This is a genomic window from Xanthomonas sp. NCPPB 1067 (genome assembly GCF_020783795.1).
Classification (GTDB): Bacteria; Pseudomonadota; Gammaproteobacteria; order Xanthomonadales; family Xanthomonadaceae; genus Xanthomonas; species Xanthomonas melonis.
The window spans coordinates 22,133-40,015 of record NZ_JAJGQG010000007.1; the positions used below are offsets into that span (position 1 = coordinate 22,133).

A 17,883-nucleotide genomic window follows, 5' to 3' on the forward strand; every position below is an offset into this window, starting at 1 on the left:
GACTCAGCCGGCGCGGCCGGCGCGCTTGCGCTCGTTCTCGGTCAGGTGCTTCTTGCGCAGACGGATTTCCTTCGGGGTGACTTCGACCAGCTCGTCGTCCTCGATGAAGTCCAGCGCCTGCTCCAGCGTGTACTTGATCGCCGGGGTCAGCTTGATCGCATCGTCCTTGCCCGAAGCGCGCATGTTGGTCAGCGGCTTGGTCTTGATCGCGTTGACGGTCAGGTCGTTGTCCTTGGAATGGATGCCGACCAGCTGGCCTTCGTACACGTTGTCGCCTTCGGCGGCGAACAGACGGCCACGCTCTTCCAGCGGCCCCAATGCATACGCCGGGGTCGCACCCGGTGCGTTGGCGATCATCACGCCGTTCTGGCGCTTGGCGATGGCGCCCTGTTCCTTGGGGCCGTAATGGTCGAACACATGGAACAGCAGGCCCGAACCCTGGGTCAGGGTACGGAATTCGTTCTGGAAGCCGATCAGGCCACGCGCCGGGATCATGTAATCCAGACGCACGCGGCCCTTGCCGTCCGGTTCCATGTTCTTCAGCTGGCCCTTGCGGGTGCCCAGCTTTTCCATCACGCCGCCCTGGTGCTGTTCTTCGATGTCCACCACCAGCTGCTCGATCGGCTCCATCAGCTTGCCGTCGATTTCCTTGATGATCACTTCCGGACGCGAGACGGCCAGCTCGTAGCCTTCACGACGCATGTTCTCGATCAGCACCGACAGGTGCAGCTCGCCACGGCCGGAGACCAGGAACTTGTCGGCGTCCGAGCCTTCCTCGACCTTCAGCGCCACGTTGTGCACCTTCTCGCGGTCCAGACGGTCGCGCAGCTGGCGGCTAGTCAGGAACTTGCCGCCGGACAGATCCTTGTTGCCGGCGAACGGCGAGTTGTTGACCTGGAAGGTCATCGAGATGGTCGGCTCGTCCACGGTCAGCGCGGGCAGCGCTTCGGGGTGGTCGAGCGCGCACACGGTGTCGGAAATGGTCAGTTCCTGGATGCCGGAGATGGCGACGATGTCGCCGGCCTCGGCGCTGTCCTGCTCGATGCGCTCCAGGCCCAGGAAGCCCAGCACCTGCAGCACCTTGCCCTGGCGCTTCTTGCCTTCACGGTCGATCACGCTGACCGGCATGTTCTTCTTCAAGGTGCCGCGCTGGATGCGGCCGATGCCGATCACGCCGACGAAGTTGTTGTAGTCCAGCTGGCTGATGCGCATCTGGAACGGGCCGTCCGGATCAACGTCCGGCGCCGACACGTGCTGCATGATCGCTTCGTACAGCGGGGTCATGTCGCCGTCGCGCACGCTCGAATCCAGGCTGGCGTAGCCGTTCAATGCCGAGGTGTAGACGATCGGGAAGTCCAACTGCTCGTCGGTGGCGCCGAGCTTGTCGAACAGGTCGAACACCTGGTCGATCACCCAGTCCGGACGTGCGCCGGGACGGTCGATCTTGTTGACCACCACGATCGGCTTGAAGCCCATCGCGAACGCCTTCTGCGTCACGAAGCGGGTCTGCGGCATCGGGCCGTCCATCGCGTCGACCAGGATCAGCACCGAGTCCACCATCGACAGCACGCGCTCGACTTCGCCACCGAAGTCGGCGTGTCCGGGGGTGTCGACGATGTTGATGCGGTTGCCCTGCCAGGTGATGGCGGTGTTCTTGGCCAGGATCGTGATGCCACGTTCCTTTTCCTGGTCGTTGCTGTCCATCACGCGCTCAGCCAGGACGGTGCGTTCGGACAGGGTGCCGGACTGCTTCAGCAGGCAGTCGACGAGAGTGGTCTTGCCATGGTCGACGTGCGCGACGATGGCGATATTGCGGAGTTTTTCGATGGACATGCGGAAAGGGCCCCTGTCTGGCGCCAGTCTTGAGGTGAGGTAAGCCCGACATTATAGCGGTTTCGTTGCGCCGCCGTTGCGGATTGCCCGAGGGCGGTTCAGATCGCCCATTCAGGCAGCGTGACGGGCGATCGTGGCGGTGCGGGCAGGCGAGTTGAACCATGGTCGTAACCGCGCGGCCGGTCACCCGCCCCGGTGTATCCTAGGCGGCTGTTGATCACTCCAGAACCTGCAAGGATTTCCATGTCCCTGATCGCCACCTTCGACACCTCCCGCGGCAAGATCGTTGTCGAGCTGTATCCGGAGAAGGCCCCGCTGACGGTCGCCAACTTCGTCAACCTGGCCAAGCGCGGTTTCTACAACGGCCTGAACTTCCACCGCGTCATCGCCGACTTCATGATCCAGGGCGGTTGCCCGGAGGGTTCGGGGCGCGGCGGCCCGGGCTACCGTTTCGAAGACGAGACCAATAACGGCGTCGGCCACGAGCGCGGCGTGCTGTCCATGGCCAATGCCGGCCCCAACACCAACGGCAGCCAGTTCTTCATCACCCACACCGCCACCCCGTGGCTGGACGGCAAGCACACCGTGTTCGGCAAGGTCACCCAGGGCCTGGACGTGGTGGACAGCGTTGCCCAGGGCGACACCATCAATACGCTCACCATCGAAGGCGATGCCGACGCCGCGCTGGCCGCCAAGGCCGACCGCGTTGCGGAGTGGAACAAGATCCTCGCCGCCTGATCGCACCCATCGAACGGCCGCCACGTGCGGCCGTTCGCTTGTCCAAGCGCGCCGCCAAGGCCCTGCGCCCAGCCAGCGTGCCACCCCCACCAACGCTTTTTAGCAGAGGAAACACCCCATGAAAGCACCTGTTCGTGTTGCCGTGACCGGCGCTGCCGGCCAGATCGGCTATGCCCTGCTGTTCCGCATCGCCTCGGGCGAAATGCTGGGCAAGGATCAGCCGGTGATCCTGCAATTGCTGGAACTGTCCAACGAGAAGGCCCAGGCCGCGCTCAAGGGCGTGATGATGGAGCTGGAAGACTGCGCATTCCCGCTGCTGGCCGGCATGGTCGGCACCGACGACGCCGAAGTGGCGTTCAAGGACATCGACGTGGCGCTGCTGGTCGGCGCGCGTCCGCGCGGCCCGGGCATGGAGCGCAAGGACCTGCTGCTGGAGAACGCCAAGATCTTCACCGCACAGGGCGCGGCGTTGAACAAGGTGGCCAAGCGCGACGTCAAGGTGCTGGTGGTCGGTAACCCGGCCAACACCAATGCCTACATCGCGATGAAGTCGGCGCCGGATCTGAACCCGAAGAACTTCACCGCCATGCTGCGTCTGGACCACAACCGCGCGCTGAGCCAGCTCTCGCTCAAGCTCGGCAAGCCGGTCGGCGGCATCGAGAAGCTGGTGGTGTGGGGCAACCACAGCCCGACCATGTACCCGGACTACCGCTTCGCCACGGCCGATGGCGCCTCGATCGGCGATGCGATCAACGATCAGGAATGGAACGCCAACACCTTCATCCCGACCGTGGGCAAGCGTGGCGCGGCGATCATCGAAGCGCGCGGGCTGTCCTCGGCCGCCTCGGCTGCCAACGCCGCCATCGATCACGTGCGTGACTGGGTGCTGGGCAGCAGCGGCAAGTGGGTGACCATGGGCGTGCCGTCGGATGGCTCCTATGGCATTCCCGAAGGCGTGATCTTCGGCTTCCCGGTCACCACCGAGAACGGCCAGTACACCATCGTCAAGGATCTGCCGATCGACGATTTCAGCCAGAAGTACATCGACAAGACCCTGGCCGAACTGGAAGAAGAGCGCGGCGGTGTGTCGCACCTGCTGGGCTGAGCAACACGCTGGTAGTGAATGGAAACGCCGGGCACTGCCCGGCGTTTTTTTGTGTCCGCGCACTGGTGGTGGTGCGATGCGGTGTCATGCGAGGTGCGCGCGGATGCGCTTGTCCAGGACCGGGCACGCGGGAGTGCACTGCACGCGGCGTCGGAGGCAGTGCAGCGGCGCGACGGCGACCTTGCCTGCGCGCCTCGACGGTCGCTTACGCCAGACCTTCGGCAGTCAGCGCAGCCTGCACGTCCGTATCGGCCTGCATGCGCTGGAAGAAAGCCTCCAGTGCGGTCAGTCCCCGCAAGTCGACGCCGGCTTTGTGGGCCCAGCGCAGGGTGACGAACAGATAGGCATCGGCACCGGTGTGGCTGTCGCCGGCCAGCCATTGGCGGTCCTGCAGATGCGCATCGGCGCGCGTGTAGAGCGTGCGCAACTTGCTGCGCGCATCGTCGTGGCTGAGCGCGATCAGCGCCTGATCCTGCAGGTAGGCGGTACTGCCGAAGATGGGCTTGAAGGCGGGATGGACGTCGGCATTGGAAAAGGCGATCCAGCGATTGATCTCGGCGCGGCTGCGTGCGCTGCCGTCGCCACCCAGGCCGGTCAGCGGCGCGATATCGGCGATGTAGTTGAGGATGGCCGCGTTCTGGGTCAGCGCCCAGTCGTCGACCAGGAGCAACGGGACCGCGCCGGCCGGATTCAGGCGCAGATACTCGGGCGATTTCATCGTGGCCGCGTCGATCACGACCAGCTCGAACGGCAGTCCGGACCAGCGCAGGACGATGTGGTCTGCGAGCGAGCACGCGCCCGGCTTGGTGTAGAGCTTCATGGTCAATCCTGTCAGGAACGGGGGCGCAAGATTAGCGCAGCTGACAAGACCACCGTACTCGCCGCCAGGCGGGCGCGGTCGGTGTTCGGAATCGGTATGTTCCATGGTGTTCGGAATCGGTATGTTCCATGACCGATGCCGGAGTGGGGCGGTCGAATGGCGCGGACAGCCAGCAGGCAGTGCGCGTGCCCGGGATCCTGGGGCGCAGCGACCTGGTGGCGGTGCATGCCGGCTGCCCATATGCAGCGCGGGAGCTGATCCGGCGAGCCATCGGCTACCCGGCTGGCGGCGTTGCCCGCGGCTGCCAGCCGGGGCGGCGCGGCGAGCTGCCGCAGGCGAGCGCGCTTACGACGCGGTGCGCGGACGCAGGGTCTGCACGCGATAGAACGTGTGGTCGCCGATGGTGGCCACCTGGTAGGCATTGCGCCAGCTGGGGCTGGCGATCGCGCTGGCAGCGAAGTGGCTGGCACCGGGCACGATCTCCTTGCGCTGGCCCACCGGCAGCGCCCAGTTGCGCTCTGCGGCCAGGGCCACGCCCAATGCCTTGTTCCAGGCATCGTCGTTCTTCAGCTGCGTGCCGGGGGAGACGATGGTCGGCGCGAACTGCTTGCGTGCGGTGACCACCTGGCACATCGAGTCGCCCCACAGGCCGCTGTCCCGGCGGCGCAGCGCCACTTCGGCAACGGCCTGCTGGCCGCGCAGCGTCTGGTCACGCGCTTCCAGGTAGACGGTGGTACTCAAGCACAACGAATCTGCAGCGGGCTGCGGCAACAACTGCGACAGCCAAAGTATCCAGGCCAGCTTCATAGAACTCCTTGCTCCGTATGGGCCGATCCGCAGGGGCATCCGAAGTGGACACACCCGTGCGCAGGGCTTGGCGTCATGGGGAGGCGACCTGTCACGGGCCGCCCGGTCTTCGGCGAAGAGACATCGCTGCCGAAGCTGCCCGCCGAATCGGGCGGGTCAAAAAGTTGGCGCAAGGTAGGTGCCGGTCACACAATCCCGGCTGAATGGGCGGGGTTGACGGCCCCATCCGCCCAGCGGACCGGCATGCCGGCAGTGCGCGCTGCGTGTTCCCGCACGCCCGGTGCGTCGCATTGCAGGCGCGACAGCGGTGCAGGGACGTCGGCGCAGGAGGTGGGATTGGGCGGCCGCGCTCCCCCGGGCGTGGCGCGGGCGGTCGCCAACCGACGCTCAGCCTTTACCTGCAGCAGGGCTGCGTCATCAAGCACGAATGACCGATGGCTGTGGCCCGTGCCGCGCCGCGATGAGCATGCCGGCGCGTACGGCCGCCGGACACACCGCCGCGGCACGATGCCCACCGGCAATGCGGCTGGCGCGCCGCACGTTCCGGTTACAACGTCGCCGCCAGCCGGCTGGCCTGGTTGATGGCGCGCTTGGCATCCAGTTCCGCGGCCACGTCTGCGCCGCCGATCAGATGCGGCTGCTGTCCGGCGGCCTGCAACGCGGCAAGCAGCTCGCGGCGCGGTTCCTGTCCGGCGCAGACCACCACCGTGCCGACATCGAGCACCTGTTCGGTACCTTCCACGCGGATATGCAGGCCGGCATCGTCCACGCCCAGGTACTCCACGCCGCCGAGCATCTTGACGCCCTTGGCCTTGAGCGTGGCCCGATGGATCCAGCCGGTGGTCTTGCCCAGGCGTGCACCCGGTCGCCCCGGGCTGCGCTGCAGCAGCCAGACCTGGCGGGCAGGGCGTTCGGGTTGCGGCTTGGCCAGCGCGCCGCGATTTTCGAAGGTCGGGTCCACTCCCCATTCGGCCATCCAGCGCGCCGGATCCAGCGATACCGGCGCACCCGCGTGCACCAGGAATTCGCCAACGTCGAAACCGATGCCGCCCGCGCCGATGATCGCCACCTTTTCGGCGGGCACCTGTCGCCCGAGCACGACGTCCAGGTAGCTCACCACCATCGGGTGATCGGCGCCGGGGAAATCGACCTTGCGCGGCTCGATGCCGGTGGCCAGCACCACCTCGTCGAAGTCCTTCAGATCCGGCGCCTGCACCTGGGTCCCCAGGCGCAACTGCACGCCGGTGGCGTCGATGCGATGGCCGAAGTAGCGCAGGGTTTCGTGGAACTCTTCCTTGCCCGGAATGCGCTTGGCCACGTTGAACTGGCCGCCGATCTCGTCTGCGGCATCGAACAGGGTGACCTGGTGGCCGCGCTCGGCGGCGACCGTCGCACAGGCCAGGCCGGCCGGGCCTGCACCGACCACGGCGATGCGCTTCGGTGCGGCCGTGGGTGTATAGACCAGTTCGGTTTCGTGCGCGGCGCGCGGATTGACCAGGCAGGTGGCCAGCTTGTTCTCGAACACGTGGTCCAGGCAGGCCTGGTTGCAGGCGATGCAGGTATTGATGGTGTGCGACTGGCCGGTACGGGCCTTGTTGGTCCACTGCGGATCGGCCAGCAGTGGTCGCGCCAGCGACACCATGTCCGCTGCGCCATCGGCCAGGATGCGTTCGGCCACTTCCGGCATGTTGATGCGGTTGCTGGCCACCACCGGGATGCGCAGGTGCGGTCGCAGTTTGGCGGTGACGCCGGCGAAGGCCGCGCGCGGTACCGAGGTCGCGATGGTCGGAATGCGGGCTTCGTGCCAGCCGATGCCGGAATTGATGATGGTGGCACCGGCTGCTTCGATCGCCTGTGCCTGGGCCAGGATTTCCTGCCACTGATTGCCGCCTTCGACCAGGTCCACCAGCGACAGCCGGTAGACGATGATGAAGTCCGGTCCGCAGGCTTCGCGGATGCGGCGCACGATCTCCACTGCGAAGCGCATGCGCTTGTTCGCGTCGCCGCCCCAGGCGTCGTTGCGTTGGTTGGTGCGTGCGGCAGTGAATTCGTTGATCAGATAGCCTTCCGATCCCATCACCTCCACGCCATCGTATCCGGCCTCGCGCGCCAGCTGCGCCGAGCGTGCATAGGCGCCGATCTGGCGTTCCACCGCCGCCGCCGACAGGGCACGCGGAGTGAAGGGATTGATCGGTGCCTGCAGCCTGGAAGGCGCCACCGACAACGGGTGATACGCATAGCGTCCGGCGTGCAGCAGCTGCAGGCAGATCTTTGCGCCGTGCGCATGCACCGCCTGCGTCACCTGGCGATGCGGGCGGACTTCCCACGGCCATGACAGCTTGCCGCCGAACGGCTTGAGCCAACCCACTACGTTCGGCGCAAAGCCGCCGGTGACGATCAGGCCCACCCCACCGGCAGCGCGCTCGGCGAAGTAGGCCGCCAGCTTGGGAAAATCGCGCGCACGATCCTCCAGCCCGGTGTGCATCGAACCCATCAGGACGCGATTGCGCAGTTGCGTGAAGCCGAGGTCGAGCGGGGTGAACAGGTGCGGAAACGCAGGGGCGGATGGGCCGGTGGCGGGCGACATGATGTGGATACGCTGGCGTACGGAATGCGCACGATGCCGTCAAACGGGCCTGGCGGCAAGTCTTGGTGCGCGAAGGGGCGAGCGCAGGCGCATACGGCGGCCCCGACCGCGGATGCGCGATGCCCGGCGCCCGCCTCAGGGGCGGGCCGGGGTGGATCGGCCCGCCGTGTTACCAGCCGGCCAGCACCAGTTTGCCGATGGTGCTGCCGCTTTCCAGCCGGCGATGCGCCTCGCGCAGGGTTTGCGCGTTGATCGGCGACAGCGTTTCGGTGTGGGTGGTCCGCAGTTCGCCGGCATCGATCAGGCTGGCGGCGCGGTTGAGAATGCGGTGCTGTTCGACGATATCGTCGGTGCCGTAGCGGGCGCGTGCGAACATCAGTTCCCAATGGATGCCGATGCATTTGGACTTGTACGGGTCGCCGATCTGCAGCGGGCCGCGCGGTTCCACGATCAGGCCCACATGCCCCTGCGGCGCCAGCACCTCGCCCAATTGCTGCCAGTAGCGGTCGGTATCGGCCAGATTGAGCGCCGCATGTACCGCATGCAGGCCCAGCGCCTGCAATTGCGGCTGCAACGGCTGGTGGTGGTCGATGACGTGATGGGCCCCCATCTGCCGTACCCATTCGACGCTCTCCGGCCGCGACGCGGTCGCGATCACGGTGAAGCCGGCATGCCGGGCCAGCTGGATCGCGATCGATCCCACACCGCCGGCGCCGCCGATGATCAACAGCTGCCTGCCGCGATTGCGCGCGCCATCGAAGGCGAACGGCATCCGCTGAAACAGCAGCTCCCAGGCGGTCAGGGTGGTCAGCGGCAGGGCGGCCGCCTGGGCGAAGCTCAGCGAGGTCGGCTTGCAACCGGCGATGCGCGCATCCACCAGCTGGTACTGCGCGTTGCTGCCTGGGCGCCCGATGTCGCCTGCGTAGTACACCTCGTCGCCGATTGCGAAGGCGGTGACATCCGGGCCGACCGCCTCGATCACGCCCGCGGCGTCGTAGCCCAGGATCTTGGGGGCCTGCAGCGGCTGCGGCTTGGGCGCGCGCACCTTGGTATCGACCGGGTTCACCGAGACCGCCTCCACGCGTACCAATACGTCATAACCCGAGGGCGCGGTCGGCGCGGCGAGTTCCATGTCCAGCAACGATGCGGGGTCGTCGATCGGAAGATGATGGGTAAGAACGACAGCTTTCATCGTGGCACTCCTGGTGGGCATCGTGGCACTCCTGGTGGGCAGTTCAGGGTGCGTTGTGCAGCGAGTCGCCCGCAACCACCGGCCCCACAATTCAGCTCAATGGGGGGCAGCGTTCACCATTGTGGTTTTGCAAGTGCGACGTCGGGAGGTATTTCGGGTGTTCGGTCAGCGCATTCAACCTGTTTAATTCGGCTGCCGTTCATGCGCTGCGTGAGGGCAAAATGGGCTGCCGATGCTTTCCTTCATTAAGCTGTATACGTAGTATTGATTGGGGTTGCGCGGGCTGGAGATTGCTTTCACATGTTATATGACCGTTAACGCGATCTTCACTGAAGCCGGCTTAATCTGCGCCCCGATGGCTCTGGATGTGACGAGCATCTTTACCAAGAACAACGCCTCTATCGGTTTTATCTCCCAAAGAAGGAGCTGTATAAATGAACAAGAAAATTCTCACTGCCGCGTTGCTCGGCGGTCTGGCAGTCGCCCAGGCTGCGTCCGCGCAGGAGTTCGATGACCGTTGGTACCTGACCGGTGGCGCTGGCTTCAACTTCCAGGACAACGACCGTCTGACCAATGATGCTCCGTTCGTCACCCTGGGCCTGGGCAAGTTCGTCAGCCCGAACTGGTCGCTGGACGGCGAGCTGAACTACCAGAACCCGAACTTCGACGCCAACCAGGACCAGAACTGGAGCCAGTACGGCATCTCGTTCGATCTGCGTCGTCACTTCATCCAGGAAGGCCGCGGCTGGAACCCCTACCTGCTGTTCGGTCTGGGCTACCAGCGTTCGGAAGAAGAATTCGACGCGACCCCGAACCCGGTTTCGCCGGGCCAGCGTAAGGACGGCAACTTCGCCGCCAAGGCTGGTGTCGGTCTGCAGACCACCTTCGACAAGCGCGTTGCCGTGCGTGCCGAAGTCGCTTACCGCGCCGATTTCGACGACCAGAGCGTTGCTGCTCCGCAGGAAGACTGGTTCGGCGACGTGCTGGCGTCGGTCGGCGTCGTGATTCCGCTGGGACCGGCTCCGGTCACCGCTCCGCCGCCGGCTCCGGCTCCGGTCGCTCCGAGCTGCGCAGACCTGGATGACGACGGCGACGGCGTCAACAACTGCGACGACAAGTGCCCGGCTTCGCAGCCCGGCCAGACCATTGGTCCGGACGGCTGCCCGGTTCCGGTGTCGATCGACCTGAAGGGCGTGAACTTCGACTTCAACAAGTCGACCCTGCGTCCGGATGCCGTGTCGATCCTGAGCGAAGCGACCGAGATCCTGAAGCGCTACCCCGACCTGAAGGTCGAGGTTGCCGGTCACACCGACTCGAAGGGCACCGACGCGTACAACCAGAAGCTGTCCGAGCGTCGTGCGACCACCGTGTACGACTACCTGACCAAGAACGGCGTGGACGCTTCGCGTCTGGTCGGCCCGATCGGCTACGGCGAGAGCCGCCCGATCGCTCCGAACACCAACCCGGATGGTTCGGACAACCCGGAAGGCCGTGCGAAGAACCGTCGTACCGAGCTGAACGTCCAGAACTAATCGGACCGCCAGTCTGCTTCAAACAAAACCCGGCCTCGCGCCGGGTTTTGTCTATGTGCCATCTGCGACATCTCCCGAATTCCCCTGCACGCAGGCAGCCAGTCTGTCTGTGTTGCCCTCACGGCACGGTTCCGGTTGAAACAGCGTTCATCGCTGCCTACACTCGCCGCGTCGACACACTCTCTTATCTGGAAGAATCCACGATGCTGCGTACCGTTACGGCAGGACTGCTCTGTCTCGCTCTGATTCCCGCCGCCTACGCCGCCCCGAACTGCGCCGGCGGCGCGGTGTCCCAGCCGCTGCCATTGCCCGCCACCGTGATCGCGCCAGCCGCATCTGAGTTCTATACCCGTAGCGTGCAACTGGGCATGCCAGCCGGCGTGCTGGCCCAGCCGTACAGCACCGACCAATCGGTGGACCGCGTGCTGCTGCGCCTGCGCGTGGAAGGCTGCCAGGACGTGGCCAAGGTGATTCCGCCGGGCGGCACCGCCAACCCGAACGATCCGGCCGCCTACAAGGCCGCCACCGCGTTCGACAACACGCCGTGGCGCTTCGACATGAGCCAGAACGGCAAGCGCATGACGGCCGAAGAATTCGATGCCTGGATGAAGGCGCGCGGCGTGCGTGTGGTCAAGGCACGGCCAGCGGCCGGTGCGACTCCGGCTGCGGTGGTGCCCGCCGTGCCTGCGGCCGACGCCAAGCCGGTCGAGAACAAGTAATCCACGCGGTCGGGACGGCATGACCCGGCGGCCCCCGCCGGCGCGGTCCCGGCATCGCCAGCGTGGTCCGGCGTCGCCGGCAGGCGCTGTGCACCGGGGCGCGGCTGCAGGACCCGCGGCGGCGCCTTCGCGTCACGGTTTGGCGCGGATCTTGTCCAAGCTGGGCGTGTGCTCGCGCGCCGAGGCGGCGCGCTGGATCGTCGCCGGCCGCGTCGGCGTCGACGGCCGGGTGGTCCGCGATCCCGAATTCCCGATCCGAACCGATCAACAGGCGGCCATCGCGGTGGATGGTCAACCGTTGGCCGGGCCGGCGCGCGTCTACCTGGTGCTCAACAAGCCGCGCGGCGTGGTCACCACGGTGCGCGACGAACAGGGACGGGACACCGTCTATCGCTGCTTCGATGGCGCGAACCTGCCATGGCTTGCCCCGGTCGGGCGCCTGGACAAGGCGAGCGAAGGACTGTTGCTGTTCACCAACGATCCGCAGTGGGCGGCGGCGGTGACCGACCCCGCCAGCGGGCCGGACAAGACCTATCACGTGCAGATCGATTGCCGCCCGACGGCCGAGCAACTGGCGCAGCTGCGGGCGGGGTTGATCGACCCGGATCCGGAGGGCGATGGCGCTTTCCTGCGCGCCCGGCAGGTGAGCGTGCTGCGCGAAGGCGAGCGCAATGCCTGGCTGGAAATCGTGCTGGATGAGGGCCGCAACCGGCAGATCCGCCGCTTGCTGGCGGCCGTGGACATCGGTGTGCTGCGGCTGGTGCGCGTGGCGATCGGGGCGCTGGCGCTGGGCGAGCTGGGCAAGGGCGCCTGGCGGCTGCTCAGCGCGGCGGAAGTCCGGGAGCTGACGCAGGATCCCGCCAGCGCGCCAGACGTGCGCTGAGCAAGGCGCTCACCACTTCCAGCGCGCGCGCGTCGCCGGCGCCATTGGCGTCATGGCGCCGGCCCTTGGCGTGGTTGCAGCCGGCGCAGGCCAGCGCCAGGTTGCGTGCATCGTTGGGGTCGCCGCCGACCAGTGCGCACAGTGCGGCGGCCGCGCGACGACCGAACCAGGCCTGCGGCACCACGTGTTCGAGCGTGGTGTGCCCCAGCGGTTCGCCATCGGCGCGCAGCTGCAGATGCCGGCGGCAGTGCAGGCAGCGCGTGTCCCAGGCGCCGTCCAGCCATCGCGCCTGGGCATCGCTGTGCGCCGCCAGCAGCAGCCGTTGGCGCAGCACCGTGCGCATGCTCAGGCGTCGATGACCTTGAGTTCGCGCCCGATCTTGATGAAGGCCGCAATCGCCTGATCCAGGTGCTCGCGGGTATGCGCGGCACTGATCTGGGTGCGGATGCGCGCCTGGCCCTTGGGCACCACCGGGAAGAAGAAGCCGATCGCATAGATGCCTTCTTCGAGCAGGCGCTCGGCAAAGCGCTGTGCCAGCGGTGCGTCGTAGAGCATCACCGGGCTGATCGGATGCACCCCCGGCTTGAGGTCGAAGCCGGCCGCCGTCATGCGGTCGCGGAAATAGCGGGTGTTGTCCGCCAACTGCGTGCGCAGCTCACCGGCCGCGTCCAGCATCTCGAACGCCTTGATGCCGGCAGCCACCACGTGCGGCGGCAACGAGTTGGAGAACAGGTAGGGACGCGAGCGTTGGCGCAACAGTTCGATCACTTCGCGCCTGCCGGTGGTGAAGCCGCCCAGCGCGCCGCCCATGGCCTTGCCCAGGGTGCCGGTGAAGATGTCGATCCGGTCGAGTACGCCCTTGACCTCGGCCGAGCCGCGGCCGGTGGCGCCCAGGAAGCCGGTGGCATGGCATTCGTCGATGTGCACCAGCGCGTTGTACTTGCGGGCCAGGGCGGTGATCTCGTCCAGCGGGGCGATGAAGCCGTCCATCGAGAACACGCCGTCGCTGGTGATCAGCTTGGTCTTGCAACCGGCAGCGTCGGCGGCCTGCAGCTGCGCTTCCAGGTCGGCCATGTCGCAATTGGCGTAGCGGAAGCGCTTGGCCTTGCACAGGCGCACGCCATCGATGATGGAGGCGTGGTTGAGTGCGTCGGAGATGATGGCGTCGTGCTCGCCGAGCAGCGGTTCGAACAGGCCGCCGTTGGCGTCGAAACAGGCGGCATAGAGGATGGTGTCCTCGGTGCCGAAGAACTCGGCGATGCTGCGTTCGAGCTGCTTGTGCAGATCCTGGGTGCCGCAGATGAAGCGCACCGAGGCCATGCCGAAGCCGTGGCTGTCCAGCGCATCCTTGGCGGCCTGGATGATGTCCGGATGATCGGCCAGGCCCAGATAGTTGTTGGCGCAGAAGTTCAGCACGCTGCGGCCATCGGCCAGCGTGATCCGTGCCGACTGCGGGCCGGTGATGATGCGCTCGGACTTGAACAGGCCCTGGGACCGGATGGCATCCAGTTCGGCGGCGTAGTGGGCGGTGAGCGCGGCAGGCGGACGGGTCATGGCGATCGCAGTGGCAGGGAAGAAGCGCAATCTTAACGATCACCATGGCATACCACTACGTCATGCAATATCGGCATAAGCAGCGGTGCGGATGTCATTTCACCGTCCGCGTGTCGCTGCGCAGCATGGCATGCTTGCTGTTCAGCCGTGCCCCCGGCCAGGAGATCGTTGTGACCCACCCCCGTTCCCGTTTCGCCCTGCTTGCATGCGTCCTGCTGGCCCTGGCCGGCCCGGCGGGCGCGCGCGACATCGATCTGCTCAATGTCAGCTACGACCCCACCCGCGAGTTCTATCGCGACTACAACGCCGCGTTTGCCGCGCAATGGAAGCGCCAGCACCCCCAGGACACGGTGCGGGTGGAAACCTCGCATGGAGGGTCGGGCAAGCAGGCGCGGGCGGTGATCGACGGCATCGAGGCGGACGTGGTGACGCTGGCCCTGGCGTACGACGTGGATGCGATCGCGCAGAAGGCCAAGTTGATCGATGTCGCCTGGGAGCAGCGGTTGCCGGACAACAGTGCACCCTATACCTCCACCATCGTCTTCCTGGTGCGCAAGGGCAATCCCAAGAACATCAAGGACTGGCCGGACCTGCTGCGCTCGGGCGTGGCGGTGGTCACCCCCAACCCCAAGACCTCCGGCGGCGCGCGCTGGAACTATCTGGCCGCCTGGGCGTACGCGGACCATATCTTCAAGGGCGACCGCGAGCGCGTGCTGCGCTACATGCAGGCCCTGTTCCGCAACGTGCCGGTACTCGACACCGGCGCGCGCGCCGCCACCACCACCTTCGTGCAGCGCGGCATCGGCGATGTGCTGCTGGCATGGGAAAACGAAGCGTTGCTGGCGCGCGAGGAACTGGGCAAGGACAAGTTCGAGATCGTGGTGCCCAAGCTGTCGATCCTGGCCGAGCCGTCGGTGGCGCTGGTGGACAAGAACGTGGACAGGCACGGCACGCGCGAAGTGGCCGAGGCCTATCTGCGTTATCTGTATGCGCCGGAAGGGCAGAAGCTGGCGGCCAAGCACTTCTACCGCCCGCGCCATCGCGAGTTCGCCGACCCGGCGGATCTGGCCCGTTTCCCTGACGTCAAACTGGTGACCATCCAGCAGGCGTTCGGATCCTGGGACAAGGCGCAGCAGGAACATTTCGCCGACGGCGGCCTGTTCGACCAGATCCAGGCCAAGAAGTAGGCATGCAGATTCCGGTTGCGCCCCGCCCGGTGCCGGCATCGCGCCGTCGCGTGATGCCGGGACTGGGCCTGAGCCTGGGCATCACCCTGGCCTGGCTCGGATTGATCGTGCTGATTCCATTGCTGGGCATCTTCATCAAGACCAGCGGGCTGGGCTGGGACGGGTTGTGGCGCGTGTGGAGCGAGCCGCGTGTGCTCTCGGCACTACGGGTCAGCTTCGGCACCGCGCTGGCGGCCGGCGCCTTCAATGCGGTGATGGGCACATGGGTGGCCTGGGTGTTCGTGCGCTACAGCTTCCCGGGCAAACGCCTGTTCGATGCGGTGATCGACCTGCCGTTCGCCTTGCCTACCGCGGTGGCCGGCATCGCGCTGACGGCCCTGTACGGCGGCAACGGCTGGATCGGGCGGTGGCTGGAGGCGGCCGGCATCAAGGTCGCCTACACCCAGCTCGGCATCGTGATCGCGCTGGTGTTCGTGGGTTTGCCGTTCGTGGTGCGGGTGGTGCAGCCGGTGCTGGCCGAGAGCGATCGCGAAATGGAGGCCGCCGCGGCCACGCTGGGCGCCTCGCGCTGGCAGACGGTGCGGCGGGTCGTGTTGCCGGGGCTGTGGCCGGCGGTGCTGACCGGGTTTGCGCTGGCGTTCGCACGCGGGGTGGGGGAGTACGGGTCGGTGATCTTCATCGCCGGCAACCTGCCCAACGCCACCGAGATCGCGCCGCTGCTGATCACCATCCGGCTGGAAGAGTTCGACTATGCCGGGGCGACCGCGATCGCCGCGGCGATGCTGTTGCTGTCGCTGGTGATCTTGCTGGTGGTCAACACGTTGCAGGCACGTCTGTTGCGCTATCAACGGAGGCCGGCATGACCGATGCCGTTTCCTCGCTGCCCTCCATGCTGCAGACCCGCGCGATGACCGAACAGGCGCGCCGCATCACCGATTCGGCCACCAACGAGCCGCGCTGGGTGCAGTGGCTGTTGATCCTGGGCGCGCTGGCCTTTTTGTTGGCCTTCCTGCTGTTGCCGCTGGTCCTGGTGTTCGCCGAGGCGCTGCGCGGCGGCTGGGAGACCTTCCTGCACGCGGTCACCGATCCGGATGCACTGTCGGCCATCAAGCTGACGCTGCTGGTGACGGCGATCGTGCTGCCGTTGAATCTGGTGTTCGGCGTGGCCGCTGCGTGGGCAGTCAGCAAGCACCAGTTCCGCGGCAAGCGCCTGCTGGTCAGCCTGATCGATCTGCCGTTCTCGGTATCGCCGGTGGTGGCGGGCCTGATCTTCGTGCTGATCTTCGGCCGCAATGGCTGGGCCTGGCCGCTGATCGAGGATGGCTGGCGGGTGCACTTGCCACTGCTGGGCGAGACCTTGATCCAGTTGCCGCGGATCGTGTTCGCACTGCCGGGCATCGTGCTGGCGACCACCTTCGTCACCTTTCCGTTCATCGCGCGCGAGCTGATGCCGCTGATGGAGCAGCAGGGCAGCGACGAGGAACTGGCCGCACTGAGCCTGGGCGCCAATGGCTGGCAGATGTTCTGGCGGGTGACGCTGCCCAATATCCGCTGGGGCCTGTTGTATGGCGTGCTGCTGTGCGCGGCGCGTGCGATGGGCGAGTTCGGTGCGGTCTCGGTGGTGTCCGGGCATATCCGCGGGCGCACCAATACGCTGCCACTGCATGTGGAGATCCTCTACAACGAATACGCCTACAGCGCTGCGTTCGCCTGCGCTTCGCTGCTGGCATTGACCGCGCTGCTCACGCTGGCGCTGAAGACGTACCTGGAATGGCGGCACGGCGATGCGCTGGCCGCCAACCACCGCCACTGAGGTGACCATGGGCATCCGCATCCAACGCCTGCGCAAACAGTTCGAGAGTTTCACCGCGCTGGACGACATCAATCTGGAGGTGCGCCAGGGCGAGCTGCTGGCGCTGCTGGGGCCGTCCGGTTCGGGCAAGACCACCTTGCTGCGGATCATGGCCGGACTGGAGCATGCCGATGGCGGGCGGGTGCTGTTCGGCGACGAAGACGCCACCCGCATGAGCGTGCAGTCGCGCCGGGTCGGCTTCGTGTTCCAGCACTATGCGTTGTTCAAGCACATGGACGTGTTCGACAACGTCGCCTTCGGGCTGCGGGTGCGACGCGGGAGCGAACGCTGGGCGCCGGCGCGTATCCGCGCACGCGTGGAGGAATTGCTGGCGCTGGTGCAGTTGCAGGGGCTGGAGCGGCGCTATCCGACCCAGTTGTCGGGCGGGCAGCGGCAGCGCGTGGCGCTGGCGCGCGCGCTGGCGATCGAGCCGCGCGTGCTGTTGCTGGACGAGCCGTTCGGTGCACTGGACGCACAGGTGCGCCGCGACCTGCGCCGCTGGCTACGCGAGCTGCACGAACGTACCGGTCTGACCACGGTGTTCGTGACCCACGACCAGGAAGAGGCGCTGGAGCTGGCCGATCGTGTCGCCATCCTCAACCGCGGGCGTATCGAACAACTCGACACGCCCGCGGCGATCTACGACACGCCGGCCTCGCCGTTCGTGTATTCCTTCGTGGGCGCGGTGAACCGCATTCCCGGCGTGCTGGCGCAAGGGCGGATCCAGGTCGCCGGTCATGCATTGCCGGCAGCCAACGCGACGCTGGCCGCCGGGCCGGTCGAGGTCTACGTACGCCCGGAGGATCTGGTGCCCGACGAAGCGGGCTGGCCTGCCACGGTGGCCTGGTCGCAGCGCAGCGGGCCGCGACTGCGGCTGCGCGCGACGCTGCAACCGGCAGGCGATGAGGTGGAAGTCGAGCTGCCCGCCTCGGCGGGCAGCTTCCAGCCTGGTCAGCAGCTGCGCCTGGCGGCGCGGCATTACGGCGTGTTTCCGGCCTGAGCCACTCCCGGGGCGGGCCGGCGCGTCGAGGTCGCAGTGGTCGGAGTGGGCGGTGATCGGACCGATCACGCGGA

At 66.7% G+C, this 17,883-nt stretch carries 16 protein-coding genes; 9 read left to right on the plus strand and 7 right to left on the minus strand.

The window, feature by feature from the left end:
* Positions 1-3: 3 nt before the first annotated feature.
* Complete coding sequence (gene typA / locus LL962_RS07635) at positions 4-1,833, minus strand: translational GTPase TypA (RefSeq protein ID WP_104584627.1); 1,830 nt, start codon at positions 1,831-1,833, stop codon at positions 4-6.
* A 243-nt stretch (positions 1,834-2,076) separates the two neighbouring features.
* Here typA and LL962_RS07640 point away from each other — a divergent pair, with 243 nt between their 5' ends.
* Entirely contained in the window at positions 2,077-2,571 is a 495-nt protein-coding gene (locus tag LL962_RS07640; RefSeq protein WP_104584625.1) for a peptidylprolyl isomerase, read from the plus strand.
* 118 nt (positions 2,572-2,689) lie between these two features.
* Positions 2,690-3,676 (plus strand): malate dehydrogenase, encoded by a 987-nt coding sequence (locus LL962_RS07645; RefSeq protein ID WP_228316474.1) that lies wholly within the window; start codon positions 2,690-2,692, stop codon positions 3,674-3,676.
* Between the two features lie 205 nt (positions 3,677-3,881).
* On the opposite strand, the gene LL962_RS07650 is transcribed toward LL962_RS07645, so the two are convergent.
* From LL962_RS07650 to LL962_RS07665, 4 genes are all read right to left on the minus strand, one after another.
* A complete protein-coding gene (locus tag LL962_RS07650) occupies positions 3,882-4,496 on the minus strand; it encodes a glutathione S-transferase N-terminal domain-containing protein (RefSeq protein ID WP_104584621.1) in 615 nt (204 codons plus the stop codon).
* A gap of 345 nt (positions 4,497-4,841) precedes the next feature.
* The gene (locus tag LL962_RS07655) at positions 4,842-5,303 is read right to left on the minus strand and encodes a cell wall hydrolase (RefSeq protein WP_104584620.1); all 462 of its coding nucleotides are present in this window, start codon (positions 5,301-5,303) and stop codon (positions 4,842-4,844) included.
* Between the two features lie 547 nt (positions 5,304-5,850).
* Positions 5,851-7,890 (minus strand): NADPH-dependent 2,4-dienoyl-CoA reductase, encoded by a 2,040-nt coding sequence (locus LL962_RS07660; RefSeq protein ID WP_228316475.1) that lies wholly within the window; start codon positions 7,888-7,890, stop codon positions 5,851-5,853.
* A gap of 169 nt (positions 7,891-8,059) precedes the next feature.
* Positions 8,060-9,082: a zinc-binding alcohol dehydrogenase family protein gene (locus LL962_RS07665; protein WP_228316476.1), complete on the minus strand. Its 1,023-nt coding sequence runs from the start codon at positions 9,080-9,082 to the stop codon at positions 8,060-8,062.
* Between the two features lie 434 nt (positions 9,083-9,516).
* On the opposite strand from LL962_RS07665, the gene LL962_RS07670 reads away from it, so the two are divergent.
* The 3 genes from LL962_RS07670 (at position 9,517) to LL962_RS07680 (ending at position 12,216) form a co-directional block, all read left to right on the plus strand.
* The gene (locus LL962_RS07670; RefSeq protein WP_104584614.1) at positions 9,517-10,614 is read left to right on the plus strand and encodes an OmpA family protein; all 1,098 of its coding nucleotides are present in this window, start codon (positions 9,517-9,519) and stop codon (positions 10,612-10,614) included.
* Positions 10,615-10,817: 203 nt separating this feature from the next.
* The gene (locus LL962_RS07675; protein WP_228316477.1) at positions 10,818-11,333 is read left to right on the plus strand and encodes a hypothetical protein; all 516 of its coding nucleotides are present in this window, start codon (positions 10,818-10,820) and stop codon (positions 11,331-11,333) included.
* Between the two features lie 19 nt (positions 11,334-11,352).
* Positions 11,353-12,216: a pseudouridine synthase gene (locus LL962_RS07680; RefSeq protein WP_228316478.1), complete on the plus strand. Its 864-nt coding sequence runs from the start codon at positions 11,353-11,355 to the stop codon at positions 12,214-12,216.
* Here LL962_RS07680 and LL962_RS07685 read toward each other — a convergent pair.
* Together LL962_RS07685 and kbl are read right to left on the minus strand one after the other, a co-directional pair.
* On the minus strand, positions 12,155-12,559 hold the full coding sequence (locus LL962_RS07685; protein WP_228316479.1) for an HNH endonuclease: 405 nt from the start codon (positions 12,557-12,559) through the stop codon (positions 12,155-12,157). The two genes, LL962_RS07680 and LL962_RS07685, sit on opposite strands and share 62 nt — an antisense overlap.
* Positions 12,560-12,561: 2 nt before the next feature.
* Positions 12,562-13,770 (minus strand): glycine C-acetyltransferase, encoded by a 1,209-nt coding sequence (gene kbl / locus LL962_RS07690; protein ID WP_104584606.1) that lies wholly within the window; start codon positions 13,768-13,770, stop codon positions 12,562-12,564.
* Positions 13,771-13,940: 170 nt separating this feature from the next.
* On the opposite strand from kbl, the gene LL962_RS07695 reads away from it, so the two are divergent.
* The 4 genes from LL962_RS07695 to LL962_RS07710 are packed head-to-tail and all read left to right on the plus strand — an operon-like array spanning position 13,941 to position 17,809.
* Positions 13,941-14,957 (plus strand): sulfate ABC transporter substrate-binding protein, encoded by a 1,017-nt coding sequence (locus LL962_RS07695; RefSeq protein ID WP_228316480.1) that lies wholly within the window; start codon positions 13,941-13,943, stop codon positions 14,955-14,957.
* Between the two features lie 2 nt (positions 14,958-14,959).
* Complete coding sequence (gene cysT, locus LL962_RS07700) at positions 14,960-15,820, plus strand: sulfate ABC transporter permease subunit CysT (RefSeq protein ID WP_104584604.1); 861 nt, start codon at positions 14,960-14,962, stop codon at positions 15,818-15,820.
* Positions 15,817-16,770: a sulfate ABC transporter permease subunit CysW gene (gene cysW / locus LL962_RS07705; protein ID WP_228316481.1), complete on the plus strand. Its 954-nt coding sequence runs from the start codon at positions 15,817-15,819 to the stop codon at positions 16,768-16,770. The genes cysT and cysW overlap by 4 nt, the downstream gene beginning before the upstream one ends.
* Before the next feature lie 7 nt (positions 16,771-16,777).
* Positions 16,778-17,809, plus strand: coding sequence for a sulfate/molybdate ABC transporter ATP-binding protein (locus LL962_RS07710; RefSeq protein ID WP_104585545.1), 1,032 nt, complete (start codon positions 16,778-16,780; stop codon positions 17,807-17,809).
* The last annotated feature ends 74 nt before the right edge of the window (positions 17,810-17,883 follow it).

Bases quoted from the DNA above. Each gene is read 5' to 3' on its own strand.
- typA (WP_104584627.1), bottom strand. From the start codon at position 1,833: ATGTCCATCGAAAAACTCCGCAATATCGCCATCGTCGCGCACGTCGAC.
- LL962_RS07640 (WP_104584625.1), top strand. From the start codon at position 2,077: ATGTCCCTGATCGCCACCTTCGACACCTCCCGCGGCAAGATCGTTGTC.
- LL962_RS07645 (WP_228316474.1), top strand. From the start codon at position 2,690: ATGAAAGCACCTGTTCGTGTTGCCGTGACCGGCGCTGCCGGCCAGATC.
- LL962_RS07650 (WP_104584621.1), bottom strand. From the start codon at position 4,496: ATGAAGCTCTACACCAAGCCGGGCGCGTGCTCGCTCGCAGACCACATC.
- LL962_RS07655 (WP_104584620.1), bottom strand. From the start codon at position 5,303: ATGAAGCTGGCCTGGATACTTTGGCTGTCGCAGTTGTTGCCGCAGCCC.
- LL962_RS07660 (WP_228316475.1), bottom strand. From the start codon at position 7,890: ATGTCGCCCGCCACCGGCCCATCCGCCCCTGCGTTTCCGCACCTGTTC.
- LL962_RS07665 (WP_228316476.1), bottom strand. From the start codon at position 9,082: ATGAAAGCTGTCGTTCTTACCCATCATCTTCCGATCGACGACCCCGCA.
- LL962_RS07670 (WP_104584614.1), top strand. From the start codon at position 9,517: ATGAACAAGAAAATTCTCACTGCCGCGTTGCTCGGCGGTCTGGCAGTC.
- LL962_RS07675 (WP_228316477.1), top strand. From the start codon at position 10,818: ATGCTGCGTACCGTTACGGCAGGACTGCTCTGTCTCGCTCTGATTCCC.
- LL962_RS07680 (WP_228316478.1), top strand. From the start codon at position 11,353: ATGACCCGGCGGCCCCCGCCGGCGCGGTCCCGGCATCGCCAGCGTGGT.
- LL962_RS07685 (WP_228316479.1), bottom strand. From the start codon at position 12,559: ATGCGCACGGTGCTGCGCCAACGGCTGCTGCTGGCGGCGCACAGCGAT.
- kbl (WP_104584606.1), bottom strand. From the start codon at position 13,770: ATGACCCGTCCGCCTGCCGCGCTCACCGCCCACTACGCCGCCGAACTG.
- cysT (WP_104584604.1), top strand. From the start codon at position 14,960: ATGCAGATTCCGGTTGCGCCCCGCCCGGTGCCGGCATCGCGCCGTCGC.
- cysW (WP_228316481.1), top strand. From the start codon at position 15,817: ATGACCGATGCCGTTTCCTCGCTGCCCTCCATGCTGCAGACCCGCGCG.
- LL962_RS07710 (WP_104585545.1), top strand. From the start codon at position 16,778: ATGGGCATCCGCATCCAACGCCTGCGCAAACAGTTCGAGAGTTTCACC.